This window comes from Pseudomonas sp. NY15435, assembly GCF_048068295.1.
GTDB lineage: Bacteria > Pseudomonadota > Gammaproteobacteria > Pseudomonadales > Pseudomonadaceae > Pseudomonas.
The window spans coordinates 255,564-281,319 of the sequence record NZ_JBLUQA010000005.1 but is presented as its reverse complement, the minus strand read 5'-3'; the positions used below and the strand labels follow the sequence as shown (position 1 = coordinate 281,319).

Annotated in this window: 20 protein-coding genes; 11 read left to right on the top strand and 9 right to left on the bottom strand. The window is 66.8% G+C overall.

What is annotated here, in order from left to right:
* Positions 1–167 precede the first annotated feature (167 nt).
* Genes ACNFH5_RS14200 through ACNFH5_RS14190 form a run of 3 tightly spaced genes read right to left on the bottom strand, consistent with a single transcriptional unit; the run spans position 168 to position 4,454 of the window.
* Positions 168–839: a S8 family serine peptidase gene (locus ACNFH5_RS14200; RefSeq protein WP_416746879.1), complete on the bottom strand. Its 672-nt coding sequence runs from the start codon at positions 837–839 to the stop codon at positions 168–170.
* Positions 829–2,556 (bottom strand): ABC transporter ATP-binding protein, encoded by a 1,728-nt coding sequence (locus tag ACNFH5_RS14195; RefSeq protein ID WP_416746877.1) that lies wholly within the window; start codon positions 2,554–2,556, stop codon positions 829–831. Before ACNFH5_RS14195 ends, ACNFH5_RS14200 begins: the two co-directional genes overlap by 11 nt.
* Positions 2,556–4,454 carry a sigma-54-dependent Fis family transcriptional regulator gene (locus ACNFH5_RS14190; protein ID WP_416746875.1) on the bottom strand — a complete coding sequence of 633 codons (1,899 nt, stop codon included), beginning with the start codon at positions 4,452–4,454 and terminating at the stop codon, positions 2,556–2,558. Before ACNFH5_RS14190 ends, ACNFH5_RS14195 begins: the two co-directional genes overlap by 1 nt.
* 250 nt (positions 4,455–4,704) lie before the next feature.
* Here ACNFH5_RS14190 and ACNFH5_RS14185 point away from each other — a divergent pair, with 250 nt between their 5' ends.
* From ACNFH5_RS14185 to ACNFH5_RS14135, 11 genes are all read left to right on the top strand, one after another.
* The gene (locus ACNFH5_RS14185; RefSeq protein ID WP_416746874.1) at positions 4,705–5,109 is read left to right on the top strand and encodes a MerR family transcriptional regulator; all 405 of its coding nucleotides are present in this window, start codon (positions 4,705–4,707) and stop codon (positions 5,107–5,109) included.
* 57 nt (positions 5,110–5,166) lie between these two features.
* Positions 5,167–6,330: an isovaleryl-CoA dehydrogenase gene (locus ACNFH5_RS14180; protein ID WP_416746872.1), complete on the top strand. Its 1,164-nt coding sequence runs from the start codon at positions 5,167–5,169 to the stop codon at positions 6,328–6,330.
* Between the two features lie 112 nt (positions 6,331–6,442).
* Complete coding sequence (locus tag ACNFH5_RS14175) at positions 6,443–8,050, top strand: carboxyl transferase domain-containing protein (protein WP_416746870.1); 1,608 nt, start codon at positions 6,443–6,445, stop codon at positions 8,048–8,050.
* 10 nt (positions 8,051–8,060) lie between these two features.
* Positions 8,061–8,858: a gamma-carboxygeranoyl-CoA hydratase gene (locus tag ACNFH5_RS14170; protein ID WP_416746868.1), complete on the top strand. Its 798-nt coding sequence runs from the start codon at positions 8,061–8,063 to the stop codon at positions 8,856–8,858.
* Entirely contained in the window at positions 8,858–10,819 is a 1,962-nt protein-coding gene (locus ACNFH5_RS14165) for an acetyl/propionyl/methylcrotonyl-CoA carboxylase subunit alpha (protein WP_416746866.1), read from the top strand. Before ACNFH5_RS14170 ends, ACNFH5_RS14165 begins: the two co-directional genes overlap by 1 nt.
* Positions 10,820–10,959: 140 nt before the next feature.
* A complete protein-coding gene (locus tag ACNFH5_RS14160) occupies positions 10,960–11,862 on the top strand; it encodes a hydroxymethylglutaryl-CoA lyase (protein WP_416746864.1) in 903 nt (300 codons plus the stop codon).
* 199 nt (positions 11,863–12,061) lie between these two features.
* Entirely contained in the window at positions 12,062–13,486 is a 1,425-nt protein-coding gene (locus ACNFH5_RS14155; RefSeq protein WP_416746862.1) for a sigma-54 interaction domain-containing protein, read from the top strand.
* Between the two features lie 309 nt (positions 13,487–13,795).
* Positions 13,796–15,061 carry an OprD family porin gene (locus tag ACNFH5_RS14150; RefSeq protein ID WP_416746860.1) on the top strand — a complete coding sequence of 422 codons (1,266 nt, stop codon included), beginning with the start codon at positions 13,796–13,798 and terminating at the stop codon, positions 15,059–15,061.
* A 78-nt stretch (positions 15,062–15,139) separates the two neighbouring features.
* Positions 15,140–16,531 (top strand): GntP family permease, encoded by a 1,392-nt coding sequence (locus ACNFH5_RS14145; protein ID WP_416746858.1) that lies wholly within the window; start codon positions 15,140–15,142, stop codon positions 16,529–16,531.
* Positions 16,532–16,733: 202 nt separating this feature from the next.
* Positions 16,734–17,504, top strand: coding sequence for a 3-hydroxybutyrate dehydrogenase (locus tag ACNFH5_RS14140; protein WP_416746856.1), 771 nt, complete (start codon positions 16,734–16,736; stop codon positions 17,502–17,504).
* 95 nt (positions 17,505–17,599) lie between these two features.
* Positions 17,600–19,555 carry an acetoacetate--CoA ligase gene (locus ACNFH5_RS14135; protein ID WP_416746854.1) on the top strand — a complete coding sequence of 652 codons (1,956 nt, stop codon included), beginning with the start codon at positions 17,600–17,602 and terminating at the stop codon, positions 19,553–19,555.
* Positions 19,556–19,960: 405 nt separating this feature from the next.
* Here ACNFH5_RS14135 and pcaC read toward each other — a convergent pair whose 3' ends face one another.
* The 6 genes from pcaC to ACNFH5_RS14105 form a co-directional block, all read right to left on the bottom strand.
* Positions 19,961–20,359 carry a 4-carboxymuconolactone decarboxylase gene (gene pcaC, locus ACNFH5_RS14130; RefSeq protein WP_024765605.1) on the bottom strand — a complete coding sequence of 133 codons (399 nt, stop codon included), beginning with the start codon at positions 20,357–20,359 and terminating at the stop codon, positions 19,961–19,963.
* Between the two features lie 114 nt (positions 20,360–20,473).
* Positions 20,474–21,262: a 3-oxoadipate enol-lactonase gene (pcaD, locus tag ACNFH5_RS14125; protein WP_416746852.1), complete on the bottom strand. Its 789-nt coding sequence runs from the start codon at positions 21,260–21,262 to the stop codon at positions 20,474–20,476.
* Positions 21,263–21,298: 36 nt separating this feature from the next.
* Positions 21,299–22,657: a 3-carboxy-cis,cis-muconate cycloisomerase gene (locus ACNFH5_RS14120; protein WP_416746850.1), complete on the bottom strand. Its 1,359-nt coding sequence runs from the start codon at positions 22,655–22,657 to the stop codon at positions 21,299–21,301.
* A 148-nt stretch (positions 22,658–22,805) separates the two neighbouring features.
* Positions 22,806–24,011, bottom strand: coding sequence for a 3-oxoadipyl-CoA thiolase (gene pcaF, locus ACNFH5_RS14115; RefSeq protein WP_416746848.1), 1,206 nt, complete (start codon positions 24,009–24,011; stop codon positions 22,806–22,808).
* Positions 24,008–24,790 (bottom strand): CoA-transferase subunit beta, encoded by a 783-nt coding sequence (locus ACNFH5_RS14110; protein WP_416746846.1) that lies wholly within the window; start codon positions 24,788–24,790, stop codon positions 24,008–24,010. The genes pcaF and ACNFH5_RS14110 overlap by 4 nt, the downstream gene beginning before the upstream one ends.
* Positions 24,790–25,638, bottom strand: coding sequence for a CoA transferase subunit A (locus ACNFH5_RS14105; RefSeq protein ID WP_205336281.1), 849 nt, complete (start codon positions 25,636–25,638; stop codon positions 24,790–24,792). Before ACNFH5_RS14105 ends, ACNFH5_RS14110 begins: the two co-directional genes overlap by 1 nt.
* Positions 25,639–25,756: the final 118 nt, after the last annotated feature.

The following is a 25,756-nucleotide window of genomic DNA, read 5'->3' as shown; positions in this document are numbered from 1 at the left end:
TAACCCTCTCCCTGAAGGGCGAGGGGACTGTTCGGTGCGCTGGGGCATTTCTGCGCACGCCGGAAACGACAGGACAGATCCAAAGCTGAGCACCCGCAGAGGGCAGCTCCCTCTCCCTTCGGAGCGGGGCGCGCAGCCAGGGCTGGGGAGAGGGAACAGCCCCGAGCTCACAACTCCACCTTCCGTTCGATCCCGCGAAAAGCCGCGCGCTCGCGCATCAACCCGACGAGCTGCACATTGGACAGTTCCGGCCGCTCGACCAGCAGCGCCGCCAGATGGCCACTGAAGGCCGCGCAGCCCAGGCTCGCCCCCGAGCGTCCGCTTACTTTCACAGAGGCACCGAAATCCGCCTGTGGGCTATCCAGCCAGGACCATTGGCCTTCGCCGCAACGCGCATCGCCGGTCACCCGGATCACGCCGGGATAGCTCGCCGGAAACACCGGCTCGCCCCGCGCCGGGCTGGACGCGCAAACCAGTACGCCGGCCTCGATCAGCTCCGCCACGGCCTCGCGCAGGATCGGCCGATCCTGGCGCACGCCCAGGCTCAGGTTGATCACGCGCACGCCCTGCTCGCCCAGCCAGTGCAGCGCAGCGGCGATCTGCAATGGACTGGTCACGCCACGTTCATCGAAGACCTGGGCGACGAACAGGCGGGCATCGGGCGCCGGGGAAAGAATCGCTTCGCAGACGGCACTGCCATGGCCGAGGCGATCAACCGACAGTGGCAGACGGTCCAATCCATCATCGGCGAGACGAAACCGTTGCCCGCCGACGACTGAGCCCGCCTGCGCCAAAGCATGCCCACTATCGACCACCCCAACCCGCAGCTCAGGCTTCATGGTGCTGCGCCGACTGAGCCTCGCGCACCCGCATCTGCCCATCCTGCAATTCCAGGTGCAGGTCGGCGGCGGCCAGGGTCGAGGTGCGATGGCTGATCAGCAGGCGCGTGCGCCCAGCGAATAGCTGGTCGATGGCCGCGATCACCTCGCGCTCGGTGCTCTCGTCCACCTGCGAAGTAGCTTCGTCCAGCACCAGGATCAGTGGGTCCTGCAACAGCGCGCGGGCGATGGCGATGCGTTGCTTCTGCCCGCCGGAAAGCTGCTGGCCACGTTCCCCCAACGGACTGTCGAGGCCTTCGGGCAAGCTGGCGATCAGGCCGTCGAGTTGCGCCGCGCGGGCGGCCTTTTCGATAGCTTCGCGGCTGGACTCGGGCGCGCTGTAGGCCAGGTTGTCGGCGAGGCTGCCGCGAAACAGCACAATGTCCTGGCTGACCACCGCCACGCGCCGACGCAGGGCTTGCAGGTCAAGCTGGCGCAGGTCCACGCCGTCCAGCAGGATGCGTCCCTGGTCGGGGTCGTAGAAACGTTGCAGCAGGTCGATCAGCGTGCTCTTGCCGACGCCCGAGGGGCCACTCAGCGCGACCTTGAGGCCGGCGGGAATCACCGCCTGCACATCCCGTAGCACCGGCTGCGTGCGCCCCGGCCAGGCGTAGTGCAGGTTCTCCAGGCGCAGCTCGCCCACCGACGGCATCGGCCGTGGCGTAGCGGGCGAAACGATGGTCGCATCCTCGCCGCGCAACTCCATCACCCGGCCGAGGCTGACGGTCATGCGCTGCAGTGCAACGTACAGGCCAAGCAGGCTCTGCACCGGCCCGATGGCCATGCCCAGGTAAGTGGAAAAGGCGATCAGCGAACCCAGTTGCCAGGTGCCCTGGACTACCCAATAGCCGCCGACCAGAAAGGCGCAGGCGCGGGACAATGACATCAGCGTGCCGGGCACGGCCTGGGTGAAGAACTCGGTGAGTTGCAGGCGCAGCAACTGGCCCAGATAGCCCTGCCCCAGCCCTTCCAGACGCCCGGCTTCACGGTTCTGCTGGCCAGCGGACTGGATGAATTTCATCGCCGGCAGCGTCTCGACGAAGAACGACGAAAGGTCCGCCGAACGCTCACGCAGGCCACGCGCCTCGCGCTCCACCTTGCGCCGCATCCAGCGCAGCCAGAGCACGTCCAGGGGGATCAGCAGCGCTACCAGCAGCGAGAGCTTCCACGACAGGGTGAGCAACAGCGCCAGCGCGCCGACCAGGCCGATCACGCTGGACACGGCAGAGAACAGCGAGTCCACGGCGAAGCGCTGGATCTCGGCGACATCGCCGTCCAGCCGCGACATCAGGTCGCCGATGCGGCGGCGGCCGAAGAAGCTTGGCGAAAGCGTCTGCAGGTGGCGGTACAACGCATCGCGCAGGGAAAACAGGATGCGCCCGGACAGGCGCGTGTGCAGGTAGCGGTTCAGACCGGACAACGCCGTGCCGACCAGGCCGACGACGATCATCGCGCCGGCCATCATCACCAGCACCGGGAAGTCCTTCGCCAGCAGGCCGTCGTCGATCAGCGTTTTGGTCAGCCACGGCTGCGCGAGTACCAGCAGCGAGGCGCAGAACGACAACCCCAGCAGGCCGACGATGGCAGCCTTGTGCGGGCGCACGAAGCCGTACAACCAGCGCAGCGACGCCTTGAGCGCCTGCGGATCGTCGCTCTCGATCAGGCGGGTGAAGAACATCAGCCCACCTTGAGTTGCTTGAGCTTGCGGTACAGCGTGGCGCGACTGATGCCCAGCGCGTCGGCGGCAGCGGAGACGTTGCCCTGGTGGCGCTCCAGCGCCTGGCGGATCAGCTCCAGTTCGTTCTCGCGGATACTGCCGCTGGGTGCGCGCTCGCCGGCGCTGAGTTCGTCCAGCGTGCTGTCGGGCAAGTGATCGAGACTCAGTTCCTCCTCGCCCTCCTCACGCATGGCCAGCGCGGTGCGCAGGACCATCTCCAACTGGCGGATGTTGCCCGGCCAGTGGTACTCGCGCAGCAGGCCGAGCAATTCGGCGGAGAGCTTCACCTTCGGCGCGCCCAGCCGAGTCAGCAGGCCGCTGGCGAGCTCGGCGAGGTCGTCGCGCTCACGCAGCGCCGGCAGCTTCACGCTGATGCCGTTGACGCGGTAGTAGAGGTCCTCGCGGAAGTGCTTTTCTTCCACCAGGCGCTTGAGGTCGCGGTGGGTAGCGCAGATCAGTGCGACGTCGATGTCCTGCTCCTCGCCAGCACCCAGCGGCGCCACCTTGCGCTCCTGTAGCACGCGCAGCAGGCGCGCTTGCAGGGCCAGCGGCATATCGCCGATCTCGTCGAGGAACAGCGTGCCGCCGTGGGCCTGCTGCAGCCGGCCAACCATGCCGCCACGCCGCGAGCCGGTAAAGGCGCCGTCGCGGTAGCCGAACAGCTCGGACTCGATCAGACCTTCGGGAATCGCCGCGCAGTTCACCGCGACAAAGGGTTTGTCGCTGCGCGCGCTGGCCTGGTGCAGGGCGCGGGCCACCACTTCCTTGCCGCTGCCGGTTTCTCCCAGCAGCAACACGGGGAGTTCGTTCACCAGGCCCTGGCGTGCCATGCGCAGGGCACGGGCGTAGCGCGGATGGCTGCCGGCGAGGGCTTCGAGTTCCGGGCCGGCGGCCGGGCGTGGCGCGCGGGCGCTGACCGGCACCGCGTGGCTGCGCAGCGGCGCCTGGAGCGTCTTGTAGAACAGTTCGCCCTTGGGCGTCTGCAGGCTGCCGACACCGCCCTGATAGAGGCGGCCGAGCAACTGGTCGCCGCGCAGACCGAGAAGCTCTTCGCTGCGCCGGCCCACCAGGCTTTCGCGGTGGGCACCGAGCAGTTGGCAGGCCTGGCCGCTGACGGCCAGCACCTTGCCGTCCAGCCCCAGCGCCAGCAGGCCCTGCCAGGCGGAATCCAGGTACTGGCGGCGATAATGGAAGGCGATCACCACCTGCCCCGGATGGCTGACGGCGAACAGCCGCGCCTCGATCTGGAACACCGCGAGGCTGAGCAGCGAGAGGCTTTCACGCGGGCCGGAAAGCGGCCCTTCGCGTGTCATGTCGAGAACGCCGAGCAGCGTGCCCTGTGGCCCCTCGATGGGCACCGAGGTGCAGGAAAAACGGCTCAGGCGGTCGAGAAAGTGTTCGCCGCAGTCGATCTGCGTGGCGCGCTTTTCCACCAGTGCGGTGCCCAGGGCATTGGTGCCGCGCGAGGCTTCGCTCCAGCAGGCGCCCTGGACGATGTCGGCCAGCCCCTTGCTCTGCATGCGCTCGCGGGCGCCTTCGACACAGAGGATGGTGGCGTCGGCGTTGGCCAGGATGATCACGCCATCGTGGCCCTGGCGCTGTTGCAGGTAGTCGAGTTCAGGGGTGGCGGCGTCGAGCAGCAGGCGGTTGCCAGCCAGCAGCACGTCGGGTTTGACCCGCGTGTCGAGGCCATGCTCGGTGCCGCTTGCGCAGTCCAGGCCATGGCCAAGGCTGCGCCGCCAGGAGGCGTCGATTTCCTCGCGGAGCACGCCGCTGGGGACCTCGCCCTCCTGTTGCAGGCGTTCACGGGCCAGGTGGGCTTCGCGCAGCAGGTCGCTGCTTATTGTTCTTGTAGTCATGCATCGCTCCGGTAGGTTCCGTGCCCCATTTCAGGGATGTCAGGGCGCGGAACTCGCAAGCTGGTCAGGGCTGTGTACACCCGCAGGCAGCGTCCGTAAAGGGGAAGCCCTACGTAGGAAAGTCTAGTAGTGAGCAGCAGGCAATTCCCACGCCATTCCCCTTCACTACGCCGCGCTCGCGTTGTATTGACAGTGACCCAAGGCAGGTTTACGTTAACGTAAAGGTAAACGACCGAGCAAGAAGATTCCCATGCCCACGACCTATACCATCTCCGAGCTGGCCCGCGAACTGGACGTCACCACCCGCGCCATCCGCTTCTACGAGGAACAGGGCATGCTCAGCCCCGAGCGCCGTGGCCAGGAGCGCATCTACAGCGCCAAGGACCTGGTGGCCCTGAAGCTGATCCTGCGCGGCAAGCGCATCGGTTTCTCGCTGGCCGAGTGCAAAGAGCTGATCGACCTCTACGACCCATCCAGCGGCAACACCAAGCAACTGCAGACCTTCCTCGACAAGATCACCGCGCGCCGCTCGCAGCTGGAGCAGCAGTTGCTCGACATCGAGCAGATGAAACTGGAACTGGACACGGCCGAGGAGCGCTGCCTGGCGGCCATGGCCGAGACCGACAAACCCCGCAAGCAGCGCGCCACGAGCTGATCTCGCCGCCCTGCCCGCTCTCTCATCAAATTACAACTACAAGTACAGGTGATTTCCATGAGCTACCCCTCCCTCAACTTCGGCCTCGGCGAAACCATCGACATGCTGCGCGAGCAGGTGCAGGGCTTCGTCGCCAGCGAACTCGCTCCGCGCGCCGCGCAGATCGACGCCGACAACCTGTTCCCCATGGACATGTGGAAGAAGTTCGGTGACATGGGCCTGCTCGGCATCACCGTGGCGGAGGAATACGGCGGCGCCAACATGGGCTACCTGGCCCACGTCATCGCCATCGAAGAGATCAGCCGTGGCTCGGCGTCGGTCGGCCTGTCCTACGGCGCGCACTCCAACCTGTGCGTCAACCAGATCAAGCGCAACGGCAATGCCGAGCAGAAGACCAAGTACCTGCCCAAGCTGATCAGCGGCGAGCACATCGGCGCCCTGGCCATGAGCGAGCCCAACGCCGGCTCCGACGTGGTGTCGATGAAGCTGCGCGCCGAAAAGCGCGGCGACCGCTTCGTCCTCAATGGCAGCAAGACCTGGATCACCAACGGCCCGGATGCCAACACCTACGTGATCTACGCCAAGACCGAGCCGGAGAAAGGCGCCCACGGCATCACCGCGTTCATCGTCGAGCGCGACTGGAAAGGCTTCAGCCGTGGCAGCAAGTTCGACAAGCTGGGCATGCGCGGTTCCAACACCTGCGAGCTGTTCTTCGATGACGTGGAAGTCCCGGAGGAGAACGTGCTGGGCGCCGTCAACGGTGGCGTGAAGGTGCTGATGAGCGGCCTGGACTACGAGCGAGTGGTCCTCGCGGGCGGCCCGATCGGCATCATGCAGGCCTGCATGGACGTGATCGTCCCCTACATCCACGACCGCAAGCAGTTCGGCCAGAGCATCGGTGAGTTCCAGCTGATCCAGGGCAAGGTCGCTGACATGTACACCCAGCTCAACGCCAGCCGTGCCTACCTCTACGCGGTCGCCCAGGCCTGCGACCGTGGCGAGACCACCCGCAAGGACGCCGCCGGGGTGATCCTCTACACCGCCGAGCGCGCGACCCAGATGGCCCTGGACGCCATCCAGATCCTTGGCGGCAATGGCTACATCAATGAGTTCCCCACCGGCCGCCTGCTGCGCGACGCCAAGCTCTACGAGATCGGCGCCGGCACCAGCGAAATCCGCCGCATGCTGATCGGCCGCGAGCTGTTCAACGAGACCCGCTGAACCCATCCGCATCCGTCCCTGTAGGAGCGAGCTTGCTCGCGAACCCGCCTGGCATCTGGGCTGTTCGCGAGCAAGCTCGCTCCTACAAAAGAATCCCGCTCGTGGAGACGCCATGACCATCCTCGGCACCCAACTCAACACCCGTTCCCCGGAATACGCCGCCAACGCCGCGACCATGCTGGAGAACGTCCAGGACCTGCGCGCCGTCCTTGGCCGCGTCCACGAAGGCGGCGGCGCCGCCGCCCAGGCCAAGCACACCGCGCGCGGCAAGCTGCTGGTGCGCGAGCGCATCAACCGCCTGCTCGACGCTGGCTCCCCTTTCCTCGAAGTCTCCGCCCTCGCCGCCCATGAGGTGTACGGCGAAGACGTCGCCGCCGCCGGCGTGGTCGCCGGCATCGGCCGGGTGGAAGGTGTGGAATGCATGATCGTCGGCAACGACGCCACGGTGAAAGGCGGCAGCTACTACCCGCTGACCGTGAAGAAACACCTGCGCGCCCAGACCATCGCCCAGCAGAACCGCCTGCCGTGCATCTACCTGGTGGACTCGGGCGGCGCCAACCTGCCGCGCCAGGACGAAGTCTTCCCCGACCGCGAGCACTTCGGCCGGATCTTCTTCAACCAGGCCAACATGAGCGCGCAAGGCATCCCGCAGATCGCCGTGGTCATGGGCTCCTGCACCGCCGGCGGTGCCTACGTACCGGCGATGAGCGACGAGACCATCATGGTGCGCAACCAGGCCACCATCTTCCTCGCCGGCCCGCCGCTGGTGAAGGCCGCCACCGGTGAGGTGGTGAGCGCCGAGGACCTGGGCGGCGCCGACGTGCACTGCAAGACCTCCGGCGTAGCCGACCACTACGCCGAGGACGACGAGCACGCGCTGGCCATCGCCCGCCGCTGCATTGCCAACCTCAACTGGACCAAGCAGGGCCAGCTCAACACCCGCGCCCCGCGCGCGCCGCTGTACGCCAGCGACGAGCTGTACGGCGTGATTCCGGTGGACAGCAAGCAGCCCTTCGACGTGCGCGAGATCATCGCGCGCCTGGTCGACGGCAGCGAATTCGACGAGTTCAAGGCGCTGTTCGGCACCACCCTGGTGTGCGGCTTCGCCCACCTGCACGGCTACCCGGTGGCGATCCTCGCCAACAACGGCATCCTCTTCGCCGAAGCCGCGCAGAAAGGCGCGCACTTCATCGAGCTGGCCTGCCAGCGCGGCATCCCGCTGGTGTTCCTGCAGAACATCACTGGCTTCATGGTCGGCCAGAAGTACGAAGCCGGCGGCATCGCCAAGCACGGCGCCAAGCTGGTCACCGCGGTGGCCTGCGCCCAGGTGCCGAAGTTCACCGTGATCATCGGCGGCAGCTTCGGCGCCGGTAACTACGGCATGTGCGGCCGCGCCTACGACCCGCGCTTCCTGTGGATGTGGCCCAACGCGCGGATCGGCGTGATGGGTGGCGAACAGGCCGCCGGCGTGCTGGCCCAGGTCAAGCGCGAGCAGGCCGAACGCGCAGGCTCTGCGCTCTCCGCCGAGGACGAGGCGAAGATCAAGGCGCCGATCCTCGAACAGTACGAGCGCCAGGGTCATCCCTACTACTCCAGCGCCCGCCTGTGGGACGACGGCGTGATCGACCCGGCGCAGACCCGCGACGTACTCGGCCTCGCCCTCTCCGCCTCGCTCAACGCGCCTGTCGAAGCGACCCGCTTCGGCGTCTTCCGCATGTAAGGCCGCTGCCATGACCGACTATCAGAACATTGAACTCGATATCGACCCGCGCGGCGTCGCCAGCCTGTGGCTGAACCGCCCGGAGAAGAACAACGCCTTCAACGCCCAGACCATCGCCGAACTGATCCAGGCGCTGGACGCCGTGGCCAACGAGGAGCGCGTGCGCCTCGTCGTGCTGCGCGGCCGTGGCCGGCATTTCTGCGGCGGCGCTGACCTTTCGTGGATGCAGGAGTCCGTGAAGCTGGACTACCAGGGCAACCTGAACGATGCGCAGCAGCTCGCCGAACTGCTCTACAACCTGCACCAGCTGAAGAAGCCGACACTCGCCATCGTCCAGGGCGCGGCCTTCGGCGGCGGCGTGGGGCTGGTCTCCTGCTGCGACATGGCGCTGGCCGCCGAGGACGCGCAGTTCTGCCTGTCCGAAGTGCGCATCGGCCTGATCCCGGCCACCATCGGGCCCTTCGTCACCAAGGCCATCGGCCAGCGTGCCGCCACTCGCTATGCCATGACCGCCGAACGCTTCAGCGGCATCCGCGCCCGCGAGCTGGGGCTGGTGGACGAGCACTACCCCGCCGCCGAACTGGACGACGAAGCCGAGGCCTGGATCGCCAACCTGATGAACAATAGCCCGGCAGCCCTGGTCGCGTGCAAGGCGCTGTTCCATGAAATCGGCACCGGTGAACTGACCCCGGAACGCCGCCGCTACACCGAAGCCGCCATCGCCCGCATTCGCATCAGCCCCGAGGGGCAGGAAGGCCTGCACGCCTTCCTGGAGAAACGCAAACCGGCCTGGCAGGAGCAAGTCTGATGAAGAAGATCGATACCCTGCTGGTGGCCAACCGCGGCGAAATCGCCTGCCGTGTGATGCGCACCGCCAAGGCCCTGGGCCTGACCACTGTGGCCGTACACAGCGCCACCGACCGCAACGCCCGCCACGTCGAGGAGGCGGACATCGCCATCGACCTGGGCGGCGCCAAGCCCGCTGAGAGCTACCTGCGCGCCGACGCCGTGCTGGCCGCCGCAAAAGCTGCCGGTGCTCAGGCCATTCACCCCGGCTACGGCTTCCTCTCGGAGAACGCTGGCTTCGCCCGTGCCTGCGAAGAGGCGGGGCTGATCTTCCTCGGCCCGCCGGCCAGCGCCATCGACGCCATGGGCAGCAAGTCCGCGGCCAAGGCGCTGATGGAAACCGCCGGCGTGCCGCTGGTGCCCGGCTACCACGGCGAGGCGCAGGACTACGCGACCTTCCAGCGCGAAGCGCAGCGCATCGGCTACCCGGTACTGCTCAAGGCCGCCGCCGGCGGTGGCGGCAAGGGCATGAAGGTGGTCGAGCGCGAGGCCGAGCTGGCCGAGGCGCTGGAGTCCGCCCAGCGCGAAGCGCAGTCCGGCTTCGGCGACTCGCGCATGCTGGTGGAAAAGTACCTGACCAAGCCGCGCCACGTGGAAATCCAGGTGTTCGCCGACCAGCATGGCAATTGCCTGTACCTCAACGAGCGCGACTGCTCGATCCAGCGTCGTCATCAGAAAGTGGTGGAAGAAGCGCCGGCACCGGGCCTCTCCGCCGAACTGCGCGCCGCCATGGGCGAGTCCGCCGTGCGCGCCGCACAGGCCATCGGCTATGTCGGCGCCGGCACCGTCGAATTTCTCTACGACGAAGGCAGCGGCCAGTTCTTCTTCATGGAGATGAACACCCGCCTGCAGGTAGAGCACCCGGTCACCGAAGCCATCACCGGTCTCGACCTGGTGGCCTGGCAGATCCGCGTCGCCCGTGGCGAGCCACTGCCGCTGACTCAGCAGCAGGTGCCGCTGAACGGCCACGCCATCGAAGTGCGCCTGTATGCCGAAGACCCCGAGGGCGGCTTCCTGCCCGCCAGCGGCCACCTCGCGCTGTACCGCGAACCCGCTGCCGGTCCCGGCCGACGTACCGATAGCGGCATCCGCGAGGGCGACGACATCTCGCCATTCTACGACCCGATGCTGGCCAAGCTGATCGCCTGGGGCGAGAACCGCGAGGAAGCCCGCCAGCGCCTGCTGTCGATGCTTGCCGAAACCGCGGTCGGCGGCTTCAAGACCAACCTGGCGTTCCTGCGCCGCGTGCTGGCCCACCCGGCCTTCGCCGAAGGCGAGCTGGATACCGGCTTCATCGCCCGTTACCAGGACACCCTGCTACCCACTCCGACCGCCCTGCCCGAGCGCTTCTGGCAGCTTGCCGGCGAAGCCTGGGTGCAGAGCGAAGCCGCCCGCGTGCGCGGTGACGACGCCCACTCGCCGTGGTCCGCCCAGAGCGGCTGGCGCAGCGGCCTGCCGGGGGAAACCGACCTGCACCTGCTGGCCAAGGGCGAGTCCCAGGTAGTGCGCCTGCGCCATGCCGACGGCCAGCGCATCGCCAAGCTCGATGGGCAATGGCTGGACGTGAACGACGGCGAACTGCGCCGCCGCCACCAGGTGATCCGCCGTGGCGACAGCCTCTATCTGGAGTGGAACGGCGAGCTGGTCAGCGTGCAGCGTTTCGACGCCATCGCCGAAGCCGAAGCCGCGCACTCGCACCAGGGCGGCCTGGGCGCGCCGATGAATGGCAGCATCGTGCGCATCCTGGTTGAGCCCGGCCAGAGTGTCGAAGCCGGCGCCGCATTGGTGGTGCTCGAAGCCATGAAGATGGAACACAGCATTCGCGCGCCGCACGCTGGCGTGGTGAAATCGCTGTATTGCAGCGAAGGCGAGCTGGTGTCCGAAGGCACCGCGCTGGTCGAACTGGAAGAAGCGCCAGCCTGACGCCGATGCCACTTGTGTAGGAGCGAGCTTGCTCGCGAACCCGCTTCACTCCGGTAACCCAGGGTGCAATGCATTCGCGAGCAAGCTCGCTCCTACGAAGAGCAATAGCGCCCTTCGCACCCATCCAACGAGGACATTTCATGACCCTGCCAAAATCCGTCCGCCTGGTCGAAGTCGGCCCGCGCGACGGCCTGCAGAACGAAAAGCAACCTATCGCCGTCGCCGACAAGGTGCGCCTGGTCGATGACCTCACCGCCGCCGGCCTGAGCTACATCGAAGTCGGCAGCTTCGTCTCGCCCAAGTGGGTGCCGCAGATGGCCGGTTCGGCCGAGGTCTTCGCCGGCATCCAGCAGAAGGCCGGCGTCACCTACGCCGCCCTGGCGCCGAACCTGAAGGGTTTCGAGGCCGCGCTGGAATCCCGGGTGAAGGAAGTCGCGGTGTTCGCCGCCGCCTCCGAGGCCTTCTCGCAGAAGAACATCAACTGCTCGATCAAGGAGAGCCTGGAGCGCTTCGTCCCGGTGATGGAAGCGGCACGCCAGCACGGCGTGCGCGTGCGCGGCTACGTCTCCTGCGTACTCGGCTGCCCCTACCAGGGCGAGGTGGACGCGGCGCAGGTTGCCGCCGTCGCCGAGGAGCTGCACGCCATGGGTTGCTACGAAGTTTCTCTCGGCGACACCATCGGCGTCGGCACCGCCGGCGCCACCCGCCGCATGTTCGAAGTCGTCGGCCAACGCGTGCCGCGCGCGCAACTGGCCGGGCACTTCCACGATACCTACGGCCAGGCCACGGCGAACATCTACGCCAGCCTGCTGGAAGGCATCGCGGTGTTCGACAGCTCGGTCGCCGGCCTGGGCGGCTGCCCCTACGCCAAGGGCGCCACCGGCAATGTCGCCACCGAGGACGTGCTCTACCTGCTCAACGGCCTGGGCATCCACACCGGCGTCGACCTGGACCAGCTGATCGATGCTGGCCAACGCATCTGCGCGGTGCTCGACAAGCCCAACGGCTCGCGGGTGGCCAAGGCGCAGCTTTCCAAACGCTGAGCCAGCCTGTGGCGTAGGAGCGTCACAGCCTCTATGCCCCTGTAGGAGCGAGCTTGCTCGCGAACCCGAGCCCCGCAGCGGGTTTTGTTCGCGAGCAAGCTCGCTCCTACGAAAAACAATCCCCCCATGACCCGCTGCTGACCCTGCCGTCACATCCCGGTACAGTGCGCCCTCTGCCCTCTTCGCGCACGGCCCGCCCATGACCGACACCCACAGCCTCAAGGACTACCCCAGCGTTCGCCAACTGGCGATCCGCTCGCTGTTCGAAATATTCGAGCAGTTCAGCGAAGGCACGGTGATAGTCGATCGCGAGGCGCGCATCGTCTGGATCAACCAGCGCTATGCGCAACGCTTCGGTCTGGACAGCGCCGAGCAGGCCATCGGCCGCCCCGTCGAACAGGTGATCCCCGGCAGCCTGATGCGCGAGGTGGTCAGCAGCGGCCGGCCGATGCTGCTGGACATCCTCGACATGACCAAGGACCCGCTGGTGGTCATGCGCGTGCCGATCCGCGATGACGCGGGCGAGGTCATCGGCGGCATCGGCTTCGCCCTCTTCGATGAACTGCGTGCGCTGTCGCCGCTGCTCACCCGCTACCAGCGCATGCAGGCCGAACTGGCCTCGACCCGCTCGCTGCTGCAGGCGCGCCAGGCCAAGTACAGCTTCGGGCATTTCATCGGCACCAGCCCGGCCAGCCTGGAAGTAAAACGCCGCGCCCGCCGGGGTGCCGCCAGCGAGGCGCCGATCCTGTTGCTGGGCGAGACCGGCACCGGCAAGGAGCTGCTCGCCCACGCCATCCACGCCACCTCGCCGCGCGCCGACAAACCCTTCGTCAGCCTCAACGCCGCCGCCATTCCTGAAACCCTGCTGGAAGCCGAATTCTTCGGCACCGCGCCGGGCGCCTTTACCGGCGCCGACCGCAAGGGTCGCGCCGGCAAGTTGCAGATTGCCCAGGGCGGCACGCTGTTTCTCGACGAGATCGGCGATATGCCGCTGACCCTGCAGAGCAAGCTGCTGCGCGTGCTGCAGGAAAAGGAATTCGAGCCAGTAGGCTCCAACGAAGTGCTGCGCAGCGACATTCGCCTGATCGCCGCCACCTCCATCGACCTGAATGCGGCGGTGCGCGACGGACGATTCCGCGCCGACCTGTTCTACCGCATCAACGTCCTGCCGATCGAGATCCCGCCGCTGCGCGAGCGCCTGGAGGACTTGCCGGCACTGTGCGAAGCCATCCTCGATGGCCTGCGCGACGACCGCCAGACGCTTTACGAGCTGGACGCCGACGGCCTCGCCCTGCTCGCCCGGCACGCCTGGCCGGGCAACGTGCGTGAACTGCGCAACCTGCTGGAGCGCACCGTGCTGCTGGGCGACCGCCCGCAGATCGACGCCGCCGCCCTGCGTTCGGCGTTGGGCGAGCTGCAACCACTGCCGGCCTCCTCGACCACGCCAGAAGCCAAGCTGGCCGACGGACAGGACTTCTACGCCGCACGCGACGCCTTCGAGCGTGAACTCATCGCCAATACCCTGGCTGAGCATGCCGGCAACGTCGATGCAGCCGCGCAACGCCTGGGACTGGGACGCTCGACGCTCTACAAGAAGATGGCGGCGCTGGGTCTTCAATCCTGAAAAAGAGACTAGTCTCAAAAAAGAGACAACGCCTTCCAGCATCTGAGCCAGGGCGCAAGAACGAATATATCCGCCGCCTTGTCTCCGAGTAGAGACAAACGGCTTCTCCCCATTTGCGTAACTCTCAAAATAAGACTTAAAAATCAAATAGTTACAATCCTGGCACGGTCCTGGCTATGTCGCCTCTCGCGGCCCTCGCGCCGCACAGCCGACATAACAACAATCAACGTTGCCCGAACGCGAACAGACCCCAGCGGACACCACGGCTAGTCCCGCTTCGCACACGGCGCCGCGCCAGGAGATCACCCGATGAGCCGCTCCACGCTCAATCATGCCGCCGTCATCACCGCCCTTGGTTCCACCCTCGCCCTTTCGCCCCAGTCCTTCGCCGAGTTTCTTGCAGACAGCAAGGCCAGCGTCGAGCTGCGCAACTTCTACTTCAACCGCGACTTCCGCCAGGACAACGCCGCGCAGTCCAAGCAGGAAGAGTGGGCGCAGGGCTTCCTGCTGCGTTACGAATCCGGCTACACCGAAGGCACCATCGGCGTGGGCGTGGATGCCCTTGGCCTGCTCGGCGTGAAGCTGGACTCCAGCCCCGATCGCGCCGGCTCCGGCCTGCTGCCGCGTGACAAGGACAAGGTCAACGGCGCGCCGGACGACTACAGCGAGCTGGGCCTGACCGCCAAGCTGCGCGCGTCGAAGAGCACGCTGAAGATCGGCACCCTGCTGCCCAAGCTGCCCACCGTGCTGGCCAACGATTCGCGCCTGCTGCCGCAGACCTTCGAAGGCGCGCACCTGAACTCCGCCGAATTCGCCGGCCTGACCTTCGACGGCGGCCGCCTGCGCCAGGTGAGCCAGCGCGACTCCTCCAACCGCGAGGACATGACCGTCACCAGCGGCAGCGCGCGCGGCATCGTCGCCACCGACAGCAGCGACCAGTTCGACTTCGCCGGCCTGAGCTACAAGTGGACGCCGCAACTCACCACCGGCTACAGCTACGCCAAGCTCGACGGACTCTACGACCAGCACATCGTCAACCTGGTGCACGTGCTGCCCATCGCCGCCGGCCAGTCGCTGAAGACCGACCTGCGCTACGCGCGCTCCGACGACGATGGCCACAGCAACGTCGACAACCGCGCCTTCGGCGCCATGCTCACCTACACCCTGGGCGGCCACGGCTTCGGCGGCGGCTACCAGAAGATGAGCGGCGACACCGGCTTCGCCTACATCGGCGGCACCGATGCCTTCCTGGTCAACTTCGTGCAGATCGGCGACTTCGCCAACCGCGACGAGAAGTCCTGGCAAGCGCGCTACGACTACGACTTCGCCGCCCTTGGCGTGCCCGGCCTGACCTTCATGACGCGCTACCTGTCCGGCGACAATATCGAACTGGGCGCGGGCAAGCCCGAAGGCAAGGAATGGGAGCGCGATACCGACATCGGCTACGTGGTGCAGAGCGGCCCGCTGAAGAACGTCGGCGTGAAGTGGCGCAATGCGACGGTGCGTTCCAGCCATTTCGGCAACGACCTGGACGAGAACCGCCTGATCCTCAGCTACGTGCTGCCGCTCTGGTAACCGCCCGAACGTCACGCGCCCCTACTACAACAAGAACGACGCGCGGCCCGGAGCCGCGCGACAACTGGAGATACTTCGATGAGCGTGGTCATCGCCCTCGCGGCCCTCGCCCTGCTGATGCTCGCCGCCTACCGCGGCTACAGCGTGATCCTCTTCGCCCCCATCGCCGCACTGCTCGCGGTGCTGCTGACCGACCCCTCCGCCGTCGCCCCGGCCTTCACCGGCGTGTTCATGGAGAAGATGGTCGGCTTCGTCAAACTCTACTTCCCGGTGTTCCTGCTCGGTGCGGTGTTCGGCAAGCTGATCGAGCTGTCGGGCTTCTCCCGCTCCATCGTCGCCGCGGCCATCCGCCTGCTCGGCACCAGCCAGGCGATGCTGGTGATCGTGCTGGTCTGCGCCCTGCTCACCTACGGCGGCGTGTCGCTGTTCGTGGTGGTGTTCGCGGTCTATCCGTTCGCCGCCGAGATGTTCCGCCAGAGCAATATCCCCAAGCGGCTGATCCCGGCGACCATCGCCCTGGGCGCGTTCAGCTTCACCATGGACGCCCTGCCCGGCACCCCGCAGATCCAGAACATCATCCCCACCGCCTTCTTCAACACCACCGGCTGGGCCGCGCCCTGGCTGGGCGTGATCGGCAGCCTGTTCGTGTTCAGCGTCGGCATGCTGTTCCTGCGCCGCCAGGCCGGCAAGGCGCGCGCCGCCGGTGAAGGCTACGGCAACGAGTTGCGCAACGAGCCGGAAACCGCCGACGACATCAGGCTGCCCAACCCGCTGCTGGCGCTCTCGCCACTGGTGCTGGTGGGCGTCGCCAACCTGCTGTTCACCCACTGGATTCCCCAGGTCTACGGCAAGACCCACAGCCTGCAACTGGCCGGCATGGCCGCGCCGGTGGCCAGCGACGTGGCCAAGCTGACCGGCATCTGGGCGGTGCAGGCGGCGCTGCTGCTGGGCATCCTGCTGGTGCTGGTGACCAGCTTCGCGGTGATCCGCAGCAAGATCGCCGAGGGCAGCAAGACCGCCGTGTCCGGCGCGCTGCTGGCGGCGATGAACACCGCCTCGGAGTATGGCTTCGGCGCCGTGATCGCCTCGCTGCCGGGCTTCCTGGTGCTGGCCGATGCGCTGAAGAAGATTCCCGATCCGCTGGTCAACGAGGCCATCACCGTCACCACCCTGGCCGGCATCACCGGTTCGGCGTCGGGCGGCATGAGCATCGCCCTGGCGGCCATGTCCGAGCAGTTCATCGCCGCCGCCCACGCCGCCAACATCCCGCTGGAGGTACTGCACCGGGTCGCGGCCATGGCCTCTGGCGGCATGGACACCCTGCCGCACAATGGCGCGGTGATCACCCTGCTCGCGGTCACCGGCCTGACCCACCGCGAGGCCTACAAGGACATCTTTGCTATCACCCTGATCAAGACCCTCGCGGTGTTCGTAGTGATCGGCACCTTCTACGCCACCGGGATCGTCTGAGAATCCGCTTGTGGCTAGCTGCGCGTCGGCATAACTGCATCAAAAGCAGGCGATGACTGCTCATTGACTCCACGTCAACGCCGCGTCCTCGCCTGCTTTTTCCTTGTTCTGCTCTAGCTCGCAAGGCCACAAACGAATTCTGGGCAGCCCTATGAATTGATAGTCGCAGCAATGCGAGCAACCCGTTCCAGAGGAGATTTGCATGACACTCAAGGGCAAGACCGCACTGGTCACCGGCTCCACCAGCGGCATCGGCCTGGGCATCGCCGCGCGGCTCGCGCAGGCGGGCGCCAATGTGGTGGTCAACGGCTTCGGCGACATCGACGCGGCCGTGCGTGAACTGTCGGTGCACGGCACGCGCATCGGTCACCACGGCGCGGACATGGCGCAACCCGAGCAGATCGCCGAGATGATCGCCTACGTCGAGCGCGAGTTCGGCGGCCTCGACATCCTGGTCAACAACGCCGGTATCCAGCACGTCGCAGCGCTGGAGGATTTCCCCGTGGAGCGCTGGAACGCGATCATCGCCATCAACCTTTCCTCGGTGTTCCATACCAGCCGCCTGGCGCTGCCGGGTATGCGCCAGCGTGGCTGGGGGCGCATCCTCAACATCGCCTCGACCCACGGCCTGGTCGCCTCCGCCGGCAAGAGCGCCTACGTGGCCGCCAAGCACGGGGTGATCGGACTGACCAAGACCACCGCCCTGGAAACCGCCACCACGGCCATCACCTGTAACGCCATCTGTCCCGGCTGGGTGCTGACGCCGCTGGTACAACAGCAGATCGACGCGCGCATCGCAGCCGGCGCCAGCCCGGAACAGGCTCGCCACGACCTGCTGGCGGAGAAGCAGCCATCGCTGGATTTCGTCACCGCCGACCAGTTGGGCGAGCTGGCGCTATTCTTGTGTTCTGAAGCTGCCGCCCAGGTCCGCGGCGCCGCCTGGAACATGGATGGCGGCTGGGTCGCCCAGTGACTTGAGGGTTCCTGCGGCGCTTCGTGACATGATGCGCAGGCACCGTTCGTCGGCGGTGCCTTCCGCCAAACACGAATCAGCTGGAGTTGTAGTCGATGAACCAGGCGCTCTGGAGCCCCTCCCCCGAACGCATCGCCGCCACCCGCATGGACGCCTTCCGCCGCAAGGTGGCCGAGCAGCACGGGCTGGACCTGCCCGACTACGCCGCCTTGCATGCCTGGAGCATCGCCGAGCGCGAAGCCTTCTGGCTGGCCATCGTTGATACCTTTGGCGTGCAGTTCCACGAAGCGCCCACGGCGGTCCTCGAGGAAGGCCCGGAAATGCCCGATGCGCGCTGGTTCCCCGGCGCCACCCTGAACTTCGCCGAACACCTGCTGCGCCGCCGCGATCACAAGCCGGCACTGATCGCCATCAGCGAAGACGAACGCCGCGAGGTGATCAGTCATGCCGAGCTGGCGGCTCAGGTTGCCGGGCTGCAACGCACCCTGCGCGAAGCGGGCGTGGGCGTCGGCGACCGGGTCGCGGCTTTCATGCCCAACACCTGGCAGACCGTGGTCGGCATGCTCGCCACCACCAGCCTGGGCGCCACCTGGTCGAGCTGTTCGCCGGATTTCGGCACCCAGGGCGTAATCGACCGCTTCGGCCAGATAGAACCCAAGGTGCTGATCGCCTGCGCCGGCTATCGCTACGCCGGCAAGGTGCTGGACCTGACCGCCAAGCTCAACGAAATCCTCGCCCAACTGCCCAGCCTGGAACAGCTGGTGATCGTCCCCTACGCCAACGGTCACGCTCGCCGCAGCGACTTCCAGACCCCGGCGCAGGTCAGCCTCTGGCAGGACTTCTACCAGAGCGGCGGCGAACCGGTGTTCACCCCGGTGCCCTTCGACCATCCGCTGTACATCCTCTACTCATCGGGCACCACTGGCGTGCCCAAGTGCATCGTCCACGGCACCGGCGGCGTGCTGTTGCAGCACTTGAAAGAACACGGCCTGCACGTCGACCTGGGGCAGGACGACACGCTGTTCTACTACACCACCTGCGGCTGGATGATGTGGAACTGGCTGGCCTCGGGACTGGCTGTGGGCGCCACCCTGGTGCTCTACGACGGCTCGCCCTTCCACCCCGGCCCCGAGCGCCTGATGGACCTGATCGACGCGGAACACATCAGTGTCTTCGGCACCAGCGCCAAGTACATCGCGGCGCTGGAGAAAGCCAGTGTGCGCCCGCGCCTGACCCACTCCCTGGAGCGTCTGAAGGCGCTCCTCTCCACCGGCTCGCCGCTGGCCCACGAGAGCTTCGACTACGTCTACCGCGACGTGAAACCCGACCTCTGCCTGTCGTCGATCTCCGGCGGCACCGACATCGTTTCCTGCTTCGCCATCGGCAATCCGACCGCGCCGGTATGGCGCGGGGAAATCCAGTGCAAAGCGCTGGGCATGGCGGTGGAGGTCTGGGGCGATTCGGGTCAGCCGGTGCACGGCGAGAAAGGCGAGCTGGTCTGTGTGAAGCACTTCCCATCGATCCCGGTGGGCTTCTGGAACGACGAGAACGACGAGAAATTCCTCGACGCCTACTTCGCCACCTTCCCCGGCGTCTGGGCCCACGGCGACTATGCCGAGGAAACCGAACACGGCGGTCTGGTGATCCACGGCCGTTCGGATGCCGTGCTCAACCCCGGTGGCGTACGCATCGGTACGGCGGAAATCTACCGCCAGGTGGAAAAGGTCGAGCAGGTACTGGAATCCATCGCCATCGGCCAGGACTGGCAGGGCGACGTGCGCGTGGTGCTGTTCGTGCGTCTGCGTGATGGCGTGGAGTTGGACGAGACGTTGCAGGAACGCATCCGCCAGACCATCCGCAGCAACACCACTCCGCGCCACGTGCCGGCGAAGATCCTCGCGGTCACCGACATCCCGCGCACCATCAGCGGCAAAATCGTCGAACTGGCGGTGCGCAACGTGGTGCACGGCCGGCCGGTGAAGAACACCGACGCCCTGGCCAACCCGCAGGCGCTGGAGTTGTTCAGGGACCGGAAGGAGCTGGAGAGCTGAGGCTCTGGGGAGCGCAGTGCCTACGCATTTCCCTCACCCCAGCCCTCTCCCATAGGGAGAGGGAGCCGTCCGTGCCGGCTGACGTCTAGGTTTCATCCTGCCCGGGCGGTCCCCTCTCCCGCTTGCGGGAGAGGGTTAGGGGCTCTTGCTCTCGTGGGAGTGGACTCCGTCCGCGATGGATTCCGGCGCGATGCAGACCCATCGCGGACGGAGTCCGCTCCTACAAGAGCCCAATGCTGGTCATACGCAATGCCCAGGCAGGATCGCGAGTATGGACTAGGCACCCCCTCGGTCCTACGAAGAGCGCGGCGGAACGAACCTGTAGGAGCGAGCTTGCTCGCGAACCCTCCCGGCAAAATCAGACGCCACCCGGATGCGTGGTCCGGGGGACGCCTGCGCTGACGATCAGGCGTCGTCCAGCGACTCGGTACCCAGCTCGTCCCACACCGCCTCGGCGAGGTGGAAGGTGGCGTTGGCAGCGGGGATGCCGCAATAGATCGCGCTCTGCAGCAACACTTCCTTGATCTCCTCGCGGGTCACCCCGTTGTTGCGCGCGGCGCGCAGGTGCAGCGTGAGCTCGCCCTCGCGGTTCATGCCGATCAGCATGGCGATGGTGATCAGGCTGCGGGTGTGGCGCGGCAGGCCGGGACGGGTCCAGATGTCACCCCAGGCGTGGCGGGTGATCATTTCCTGGAACTCTTCGTTGAAGGCGTTGCGCTTGGCCAGGCTGCGGTCGACGTGGGCATCGCCGAGCACCGCGCGACGTACCTGCATGCCGGCTTCGTAGCGTTCTTTTTCGTCCATCTCAAACTCCAAATCGGAACCTTGCAGGACCGAGGGGGGCGCCTAGCCCTTGCTCGCGAACAATCCGGCTGAGGGGTCGGGGTTCGCGAGCAAGCTCGCTCCTACGAAGAGCAATCAAGCGCGCAGGAAACTCAGTACGCGCTGGCTGAAGGCATCCCCCGCCTGCACGTTGGACAGGTGCGCGGCGCGGAATTCCACCATTTCGGCGCCGGGGATACGCGCTTGCAGGAAGCGGCCGTCATCGGTGGTGGTCACCGGATCGGCGGCACCGCAGACCACCAGGGTCGGCGCGGTGATGGCGCCGATCTCGCCACGGAAGTCGGCGTCGCGCACGGCTGCGCAGTTGGCCGCATAACCTTCCGGCGATGTCTGCGCGAGCATGCCGACGATGGGCTCGACCTTGCCCGGATAGCCTTCCGCAAAGTCCGCCGTGAACCAGCGCGAGATCGACGCGTCACGCAGGTTACGCATAGCCTCGGCACCGCCGCTGAGTACAGTCTCGATGCGCGGATTCCACACCTCGGGCGTGCCGATCTTGGCGGCGGTGTTGCACAGCACCAGGCGCGCGAGGCGTTCCGGCGCATGGATGCCCAGCCACTGACCGATCAGGCCGCCCATGGACAGGCCGCAGAAATGCGCGCGCGGAATGTCCAGCGCGTCCAGCAGCGCCAGTACGTCGCGGCCGTTCTGCTCGATGCTGTAGGGGCCGGGCGTGACCAGCGAGGCGCCGTGGCCACGGGTGTCATAACGCAGCACGCGCAAGTGCTCGCTGAAGGCCGCGACCTGCGCGTCCCACATGTGCAGGTCGGTGCCCAGGGAGTTGGACAGCACCAGCACGGGGGCGCCAGCAGGCCCCTCAAGAAGGTAGTTCAGGTCGCCATCGGCGAGACGTACGGCAGGCATGCAAAGCTCCTATCGCGACTGTTATCGCAAAGCCAGTTATCGCAAAGAAAGGTCTTGATGTTCGGCCAGCGCGCGGTCGACCCAGCGGCGCGCCTGGCCCAGGTAATGGGCGGGATCGAGCAGGCGATCCAGTTCCTCGGCAGTCAGTTGGGCAGTGACCTCGGCATTGGCGCCGAGCACCGCGCGCAGGTGCGCACCGTCCTTTACCGCCTGCTTGCAGCACTGTTCCACCAGATGGTGGGCGGCATCGCGGCCGATGCGCTGGCCCAGGGCGATGCTCACCGCTTCGGCGAGCACCAGGCCGCGAGTGAGATCGAGGTTGGCGAGCATGCGCTCGGCGTCGACTTCCAGGCCCGGCACGAGGGACAGCGCCTGTTGCAGGGAACCGGAGACGAGGCAGCACAGCTCCGGCAGGCTTTCCCATTCGGCGTGCCACAGGCCGAGGCTGCGCTCGTGCTCCTGGGGCATCGCGGCGAACAGGGTCGAGACCAGTCCCGGCGCGCGGGTGGCCGCGCCGATCAGCACCGCGGCGCCTACCGGGTTGCGCTTGTGCGGCATGGTGGACGAGCCACCCTTGCCCGGCGCGGACGGCTCGAAGACTTCGCCGGCCTCGGTCTGCATCAGCAGGCTGAGATCACGGCCCAGCTTGCCGAGGCTGCCGGCGATCAGGCCGAGCAGGCTGGCGAACTCCACCAGACGATCACGCTGGGTGTGCCAGGGTTGCTCGGGCAGTTGCAGGTCCAGCTCTTCAGCCAACGCCTCGGCCACGGCAAAACCCTGCTCACCGAGGGCAGCGAGGCTGCCGGAGGCACCGCCGAACTGCAGGCACAGCAGGCGCGGCTTGAACTCGCTCAAGCGCTGGCGATGACGGGTAATCGCGCCCAGCCAGCCAGCGATCTTCATGCCGAGAGTGACGGGCGTGGCGTGCTGCAGCCAGGTACGGCCGACCATGGGCGTGCCGGCCTGGGCTTGTGCCTGAACGGCAAGCGCGTCGGCCAACTGGGCGAGATCGCTTTCCAGCAACTCGATGGCGGCACGCAGTTGCAGGACCAGCCCGGAATCCATGGCGTCCTGGCTGGTGGCGCCAAGATGCACATAGCGCTCGGCTTCGGCATCCTCGGCGGCGATGCGCTTGCCCAGCGCCTTCACCAGCGGAATGGCGGAATTGCCGGCGCTGCAGATGGCCTGGGCCAGTGCCGCGAAATCGTAGAGTTCAGCGCGGCAGGCGGCGGCGATGGGCGCCACGGCGCTCGTCGGGACAACGCCCACACGGGCTTCGGCGCGAGCCAATGCGGCCTCGAAGTCGAGCATGCCCTGCACCCGGCCGTGGTCGCTGAAGATCGCGCGCATGGCGGGCTGGGTGAAGTAGGCGTCGAACAGAAGATTGGTGCTCACGAGGCAGCTCCGGAGATCGGCGGGCGTGGTCGGGACAGTATGACCGCAGAGGACGACTCTGTAGGAGCGAGCTTGCTCGCGAACCTGAGCCCCGCAGCGGGGGTTGTTCGCGCGCAAGGACTAGGCGTCCCCCTCGCTCCTACAAGAGCTAGACGCGCTCGACGACCAGCGCCACACCCTGCCCTACGCCCACGCACATGGTGCACAAGCCGAGCTTGCCGCCGGTCTTCTGCAACTGGTGCACGGCCGTCAGCACCAGGCGCGCGCCGCTGGCGCCCAGCGGGTGGCCGAGGGCGATGGCGCCGCCGTTGGGGTTCACCCGCGCATCATCATCGGCGACGCCGAGTTCGCGGGTCACTGCCAGCCCTTGCGCAGCAAAGGCTTCGTTGAGTTCGATGACATCGAACTGGCCCATCGACAGGTTCAAGCGCTCCAGCAGCTTGCGCACCGCCGGCACCGGGCCGATGCCCATCACGCGCGGGGCGACGCCGGCGCTGGCCATGCCGAGCACTTTCGCGCGCGGCGTCAGGCCATGTTTCTTCACCGCTTCGGCGCTGGCAAGGATCAGTGCCACCGCGCCGTCGTTCACGCCCGAGGCGTTGCCGGCAGTCACGGTCTTGCCCTCGCCGTTGACCGGCTTGAGCTTGGCCAGCGCTTCCAGCGTGGTGTCCGGGCGCGGGTGCTCGTCGGTATCAACCACTGTCTCGCCCTTGCGGCCCTTGATCACCACCGGAACGATTTCCTCGGCAAAGTAGCCGCTGGCCTGGGCAACGCCGGCACGCTGCTGGCTGCGCAGGGAGAAAGCGTCCTGGTCGGCGCGGTTGATGCTGTAATCGTCGGCCACGTTGTCGGCCGTCTGCGGCATGGCGTCCACGCCGTACTGGGCCTTCATCAGCGGGTTGATGAAGCGCCAACCGATGGTGGTGTCCTCGATCTTCTGCCCGCGACCAAAGGCGCTGTCGGCCTTGCCCATCACGTAGGGCGCGCGGGACATGGACTCCACGCCGCCGGCGATGACCAACTCGGCCTCGCCGCTGGCGATGGCGCGGAAGGCGGTACCCACCGCGTCCAGGCCAGAGGCACAGAGACGGTTGAGGGTGACGCCCGGCACGCTCTCCGGCAGGCCCGCCAGCAGCAGTGCCATGCGCGCGACGTTGCGGTTGTCCTCGCCGGCCTGGTTGGCGCAGCCGAGGTAGACCTCGTCCAGCGCTGCCCAGTCGACCTGCGGGTTACGTTCCAGCAGCGCCTTCACCGGCACGGCGGCAAGGTCGTCGGCGCGTACGCCGGCCAGCGAGCCGCCGAAGCGGCCGATGGGCGTGCGCACGGCGTCGCAGATGAAGACCTCGCGGCTCATTCCTCACCTCCCAGCTGACCGTGGGCGGCAGCAGTGCGGGCCTCCAGGGCGCGCAGAGCTTCCAGTTCGACGTCGGTCGGCGCGATGGTCTCGGTGACTTTGTCGGCGAAGCGGATCGCCCAGCCAGTTGCCTCGACGACCTGCTCGCGGGTCACGCCCGGGTGCAGCGAGGTGACGATGAATTCGTTGCTGCCGGCTTCCGGCTCCATGATGCAGAGGTCGGTGATGATCGCCACCGGGCCTTTTCCGGGAAGGCCCAATTGCTGGCGGTGGTCGCCGCCCTCGCCGAAGCCGACCGAGGTGATGAAGGCCAGCTTGTCGACGAAGGTGCGGTGGGATTGCTTGAGGATGATCAGCACTTCCTTGGCGGAACCGGCAATCTCCGGCGCGCCGCCGGCGCCGGGCAGGCGCACTTTCGGCTTGTTGTAATCGCCGATGACGGTGGTGTTGATGTTGCCGAAGCGATCGACCTGGGCCGCGCCGAGGAAACCGACGTCAATGCGACCGCCCTGCAGCCAGTAGCGGAAGATCTCACCGGTGGGCACTACGGTGTCGGCGGTTTCGGCCAGCTCGCCGTCACCGATGGACAGCGGCAGCACACTGGGCTTGGCGCCGATGGGGCCGGATTCGTAGATCAGGACCACGTCCGGCGATGCAGTCAGGCGCGCCAGGTTGGCAGCCTTGGACGGCAGGCCGATGCCGACGAAGCAGACGGCGCCGTTCTTCAGGCGGCGGGCGGCAGCCACGGTCATCATTTCATTGGTGCTGTAGGCGCTCATTACTTGGCCTCCGCGAGCTTGCTACGAAACTCGCTGAAATCTTTCGTGCCACGGATGTAGGTATCGATCCAGGCGTTGAAGGTGTCGCGGTCGCGGGCGATCGGGTCCCAGGCCTGGTAGAAGCGGTTGTCGCGCTCGGAGTAGCCATGGGCGTAGGACGGATGCGAACCACCCGGCACCAGGCAGACGGCGGACAGCGCCCAGGTCGGCAGCACGCAGGAGTTCATCGGCGCGTTGAGGTCGTCGACGATTTCTTCCACGGTGACGATGCAACGCTTGGCGGCCAGGGCGGCTTCCTTCTGCACGCCGAGGATGCCCCACAGCAGCACGTTGCCCTTGCGGTCGGCCTTCTGCGCGTGGATCACAGTGACGTCCGGACGTACCGACGGCACGGCGGCCAGTTGCTCGCCGGTGAACGGGCAGTTGATGAACTTGATGTTCGGGTTGACCTTCGGCAGGTCGGAGCCTGCGTAGGCGCGCAGCACGGCGAACGGCAGGCCCGAGGCGCCGGCGACGTAAGAGTTGGCGAGGTCGGCGTGGCTGTGCTCGTCGATCTCCAGTTCGCGCGGCCAACCCTTCTCCACCGCGTCACGCAGGCGATGCAGCGAACCGACGCCAGGGTTGCCACCCCAGGAGAAGGTCAGCTTGCGCACGCAGCCGGCGCCGATCAGCAGGTCGTAGACCAGGTCGGGCGTCATGCGCACCAGGTGCAGGTCTTTCTTGCCCTGGCGGATCAGCTCGTGGGAGGCCGCGGTGGGGATCAGGTGGGTGAAGCCTTCGAGCGCGACGGTGTCGCCATCGTTGACGAAGCGCTCGACCGCTTCGCGGAGAGTCAGGAGTTCAGCCATTGTCGGTCTCGTTGTGTAGGGTGGTGCTGGTGGGAAAAAGGTACCGCTGGGGGGATGGGCGAACAATGCGATAATCGACTATTGGTGCGAATATCGAACACTTCTCTTAGGGGGCTAA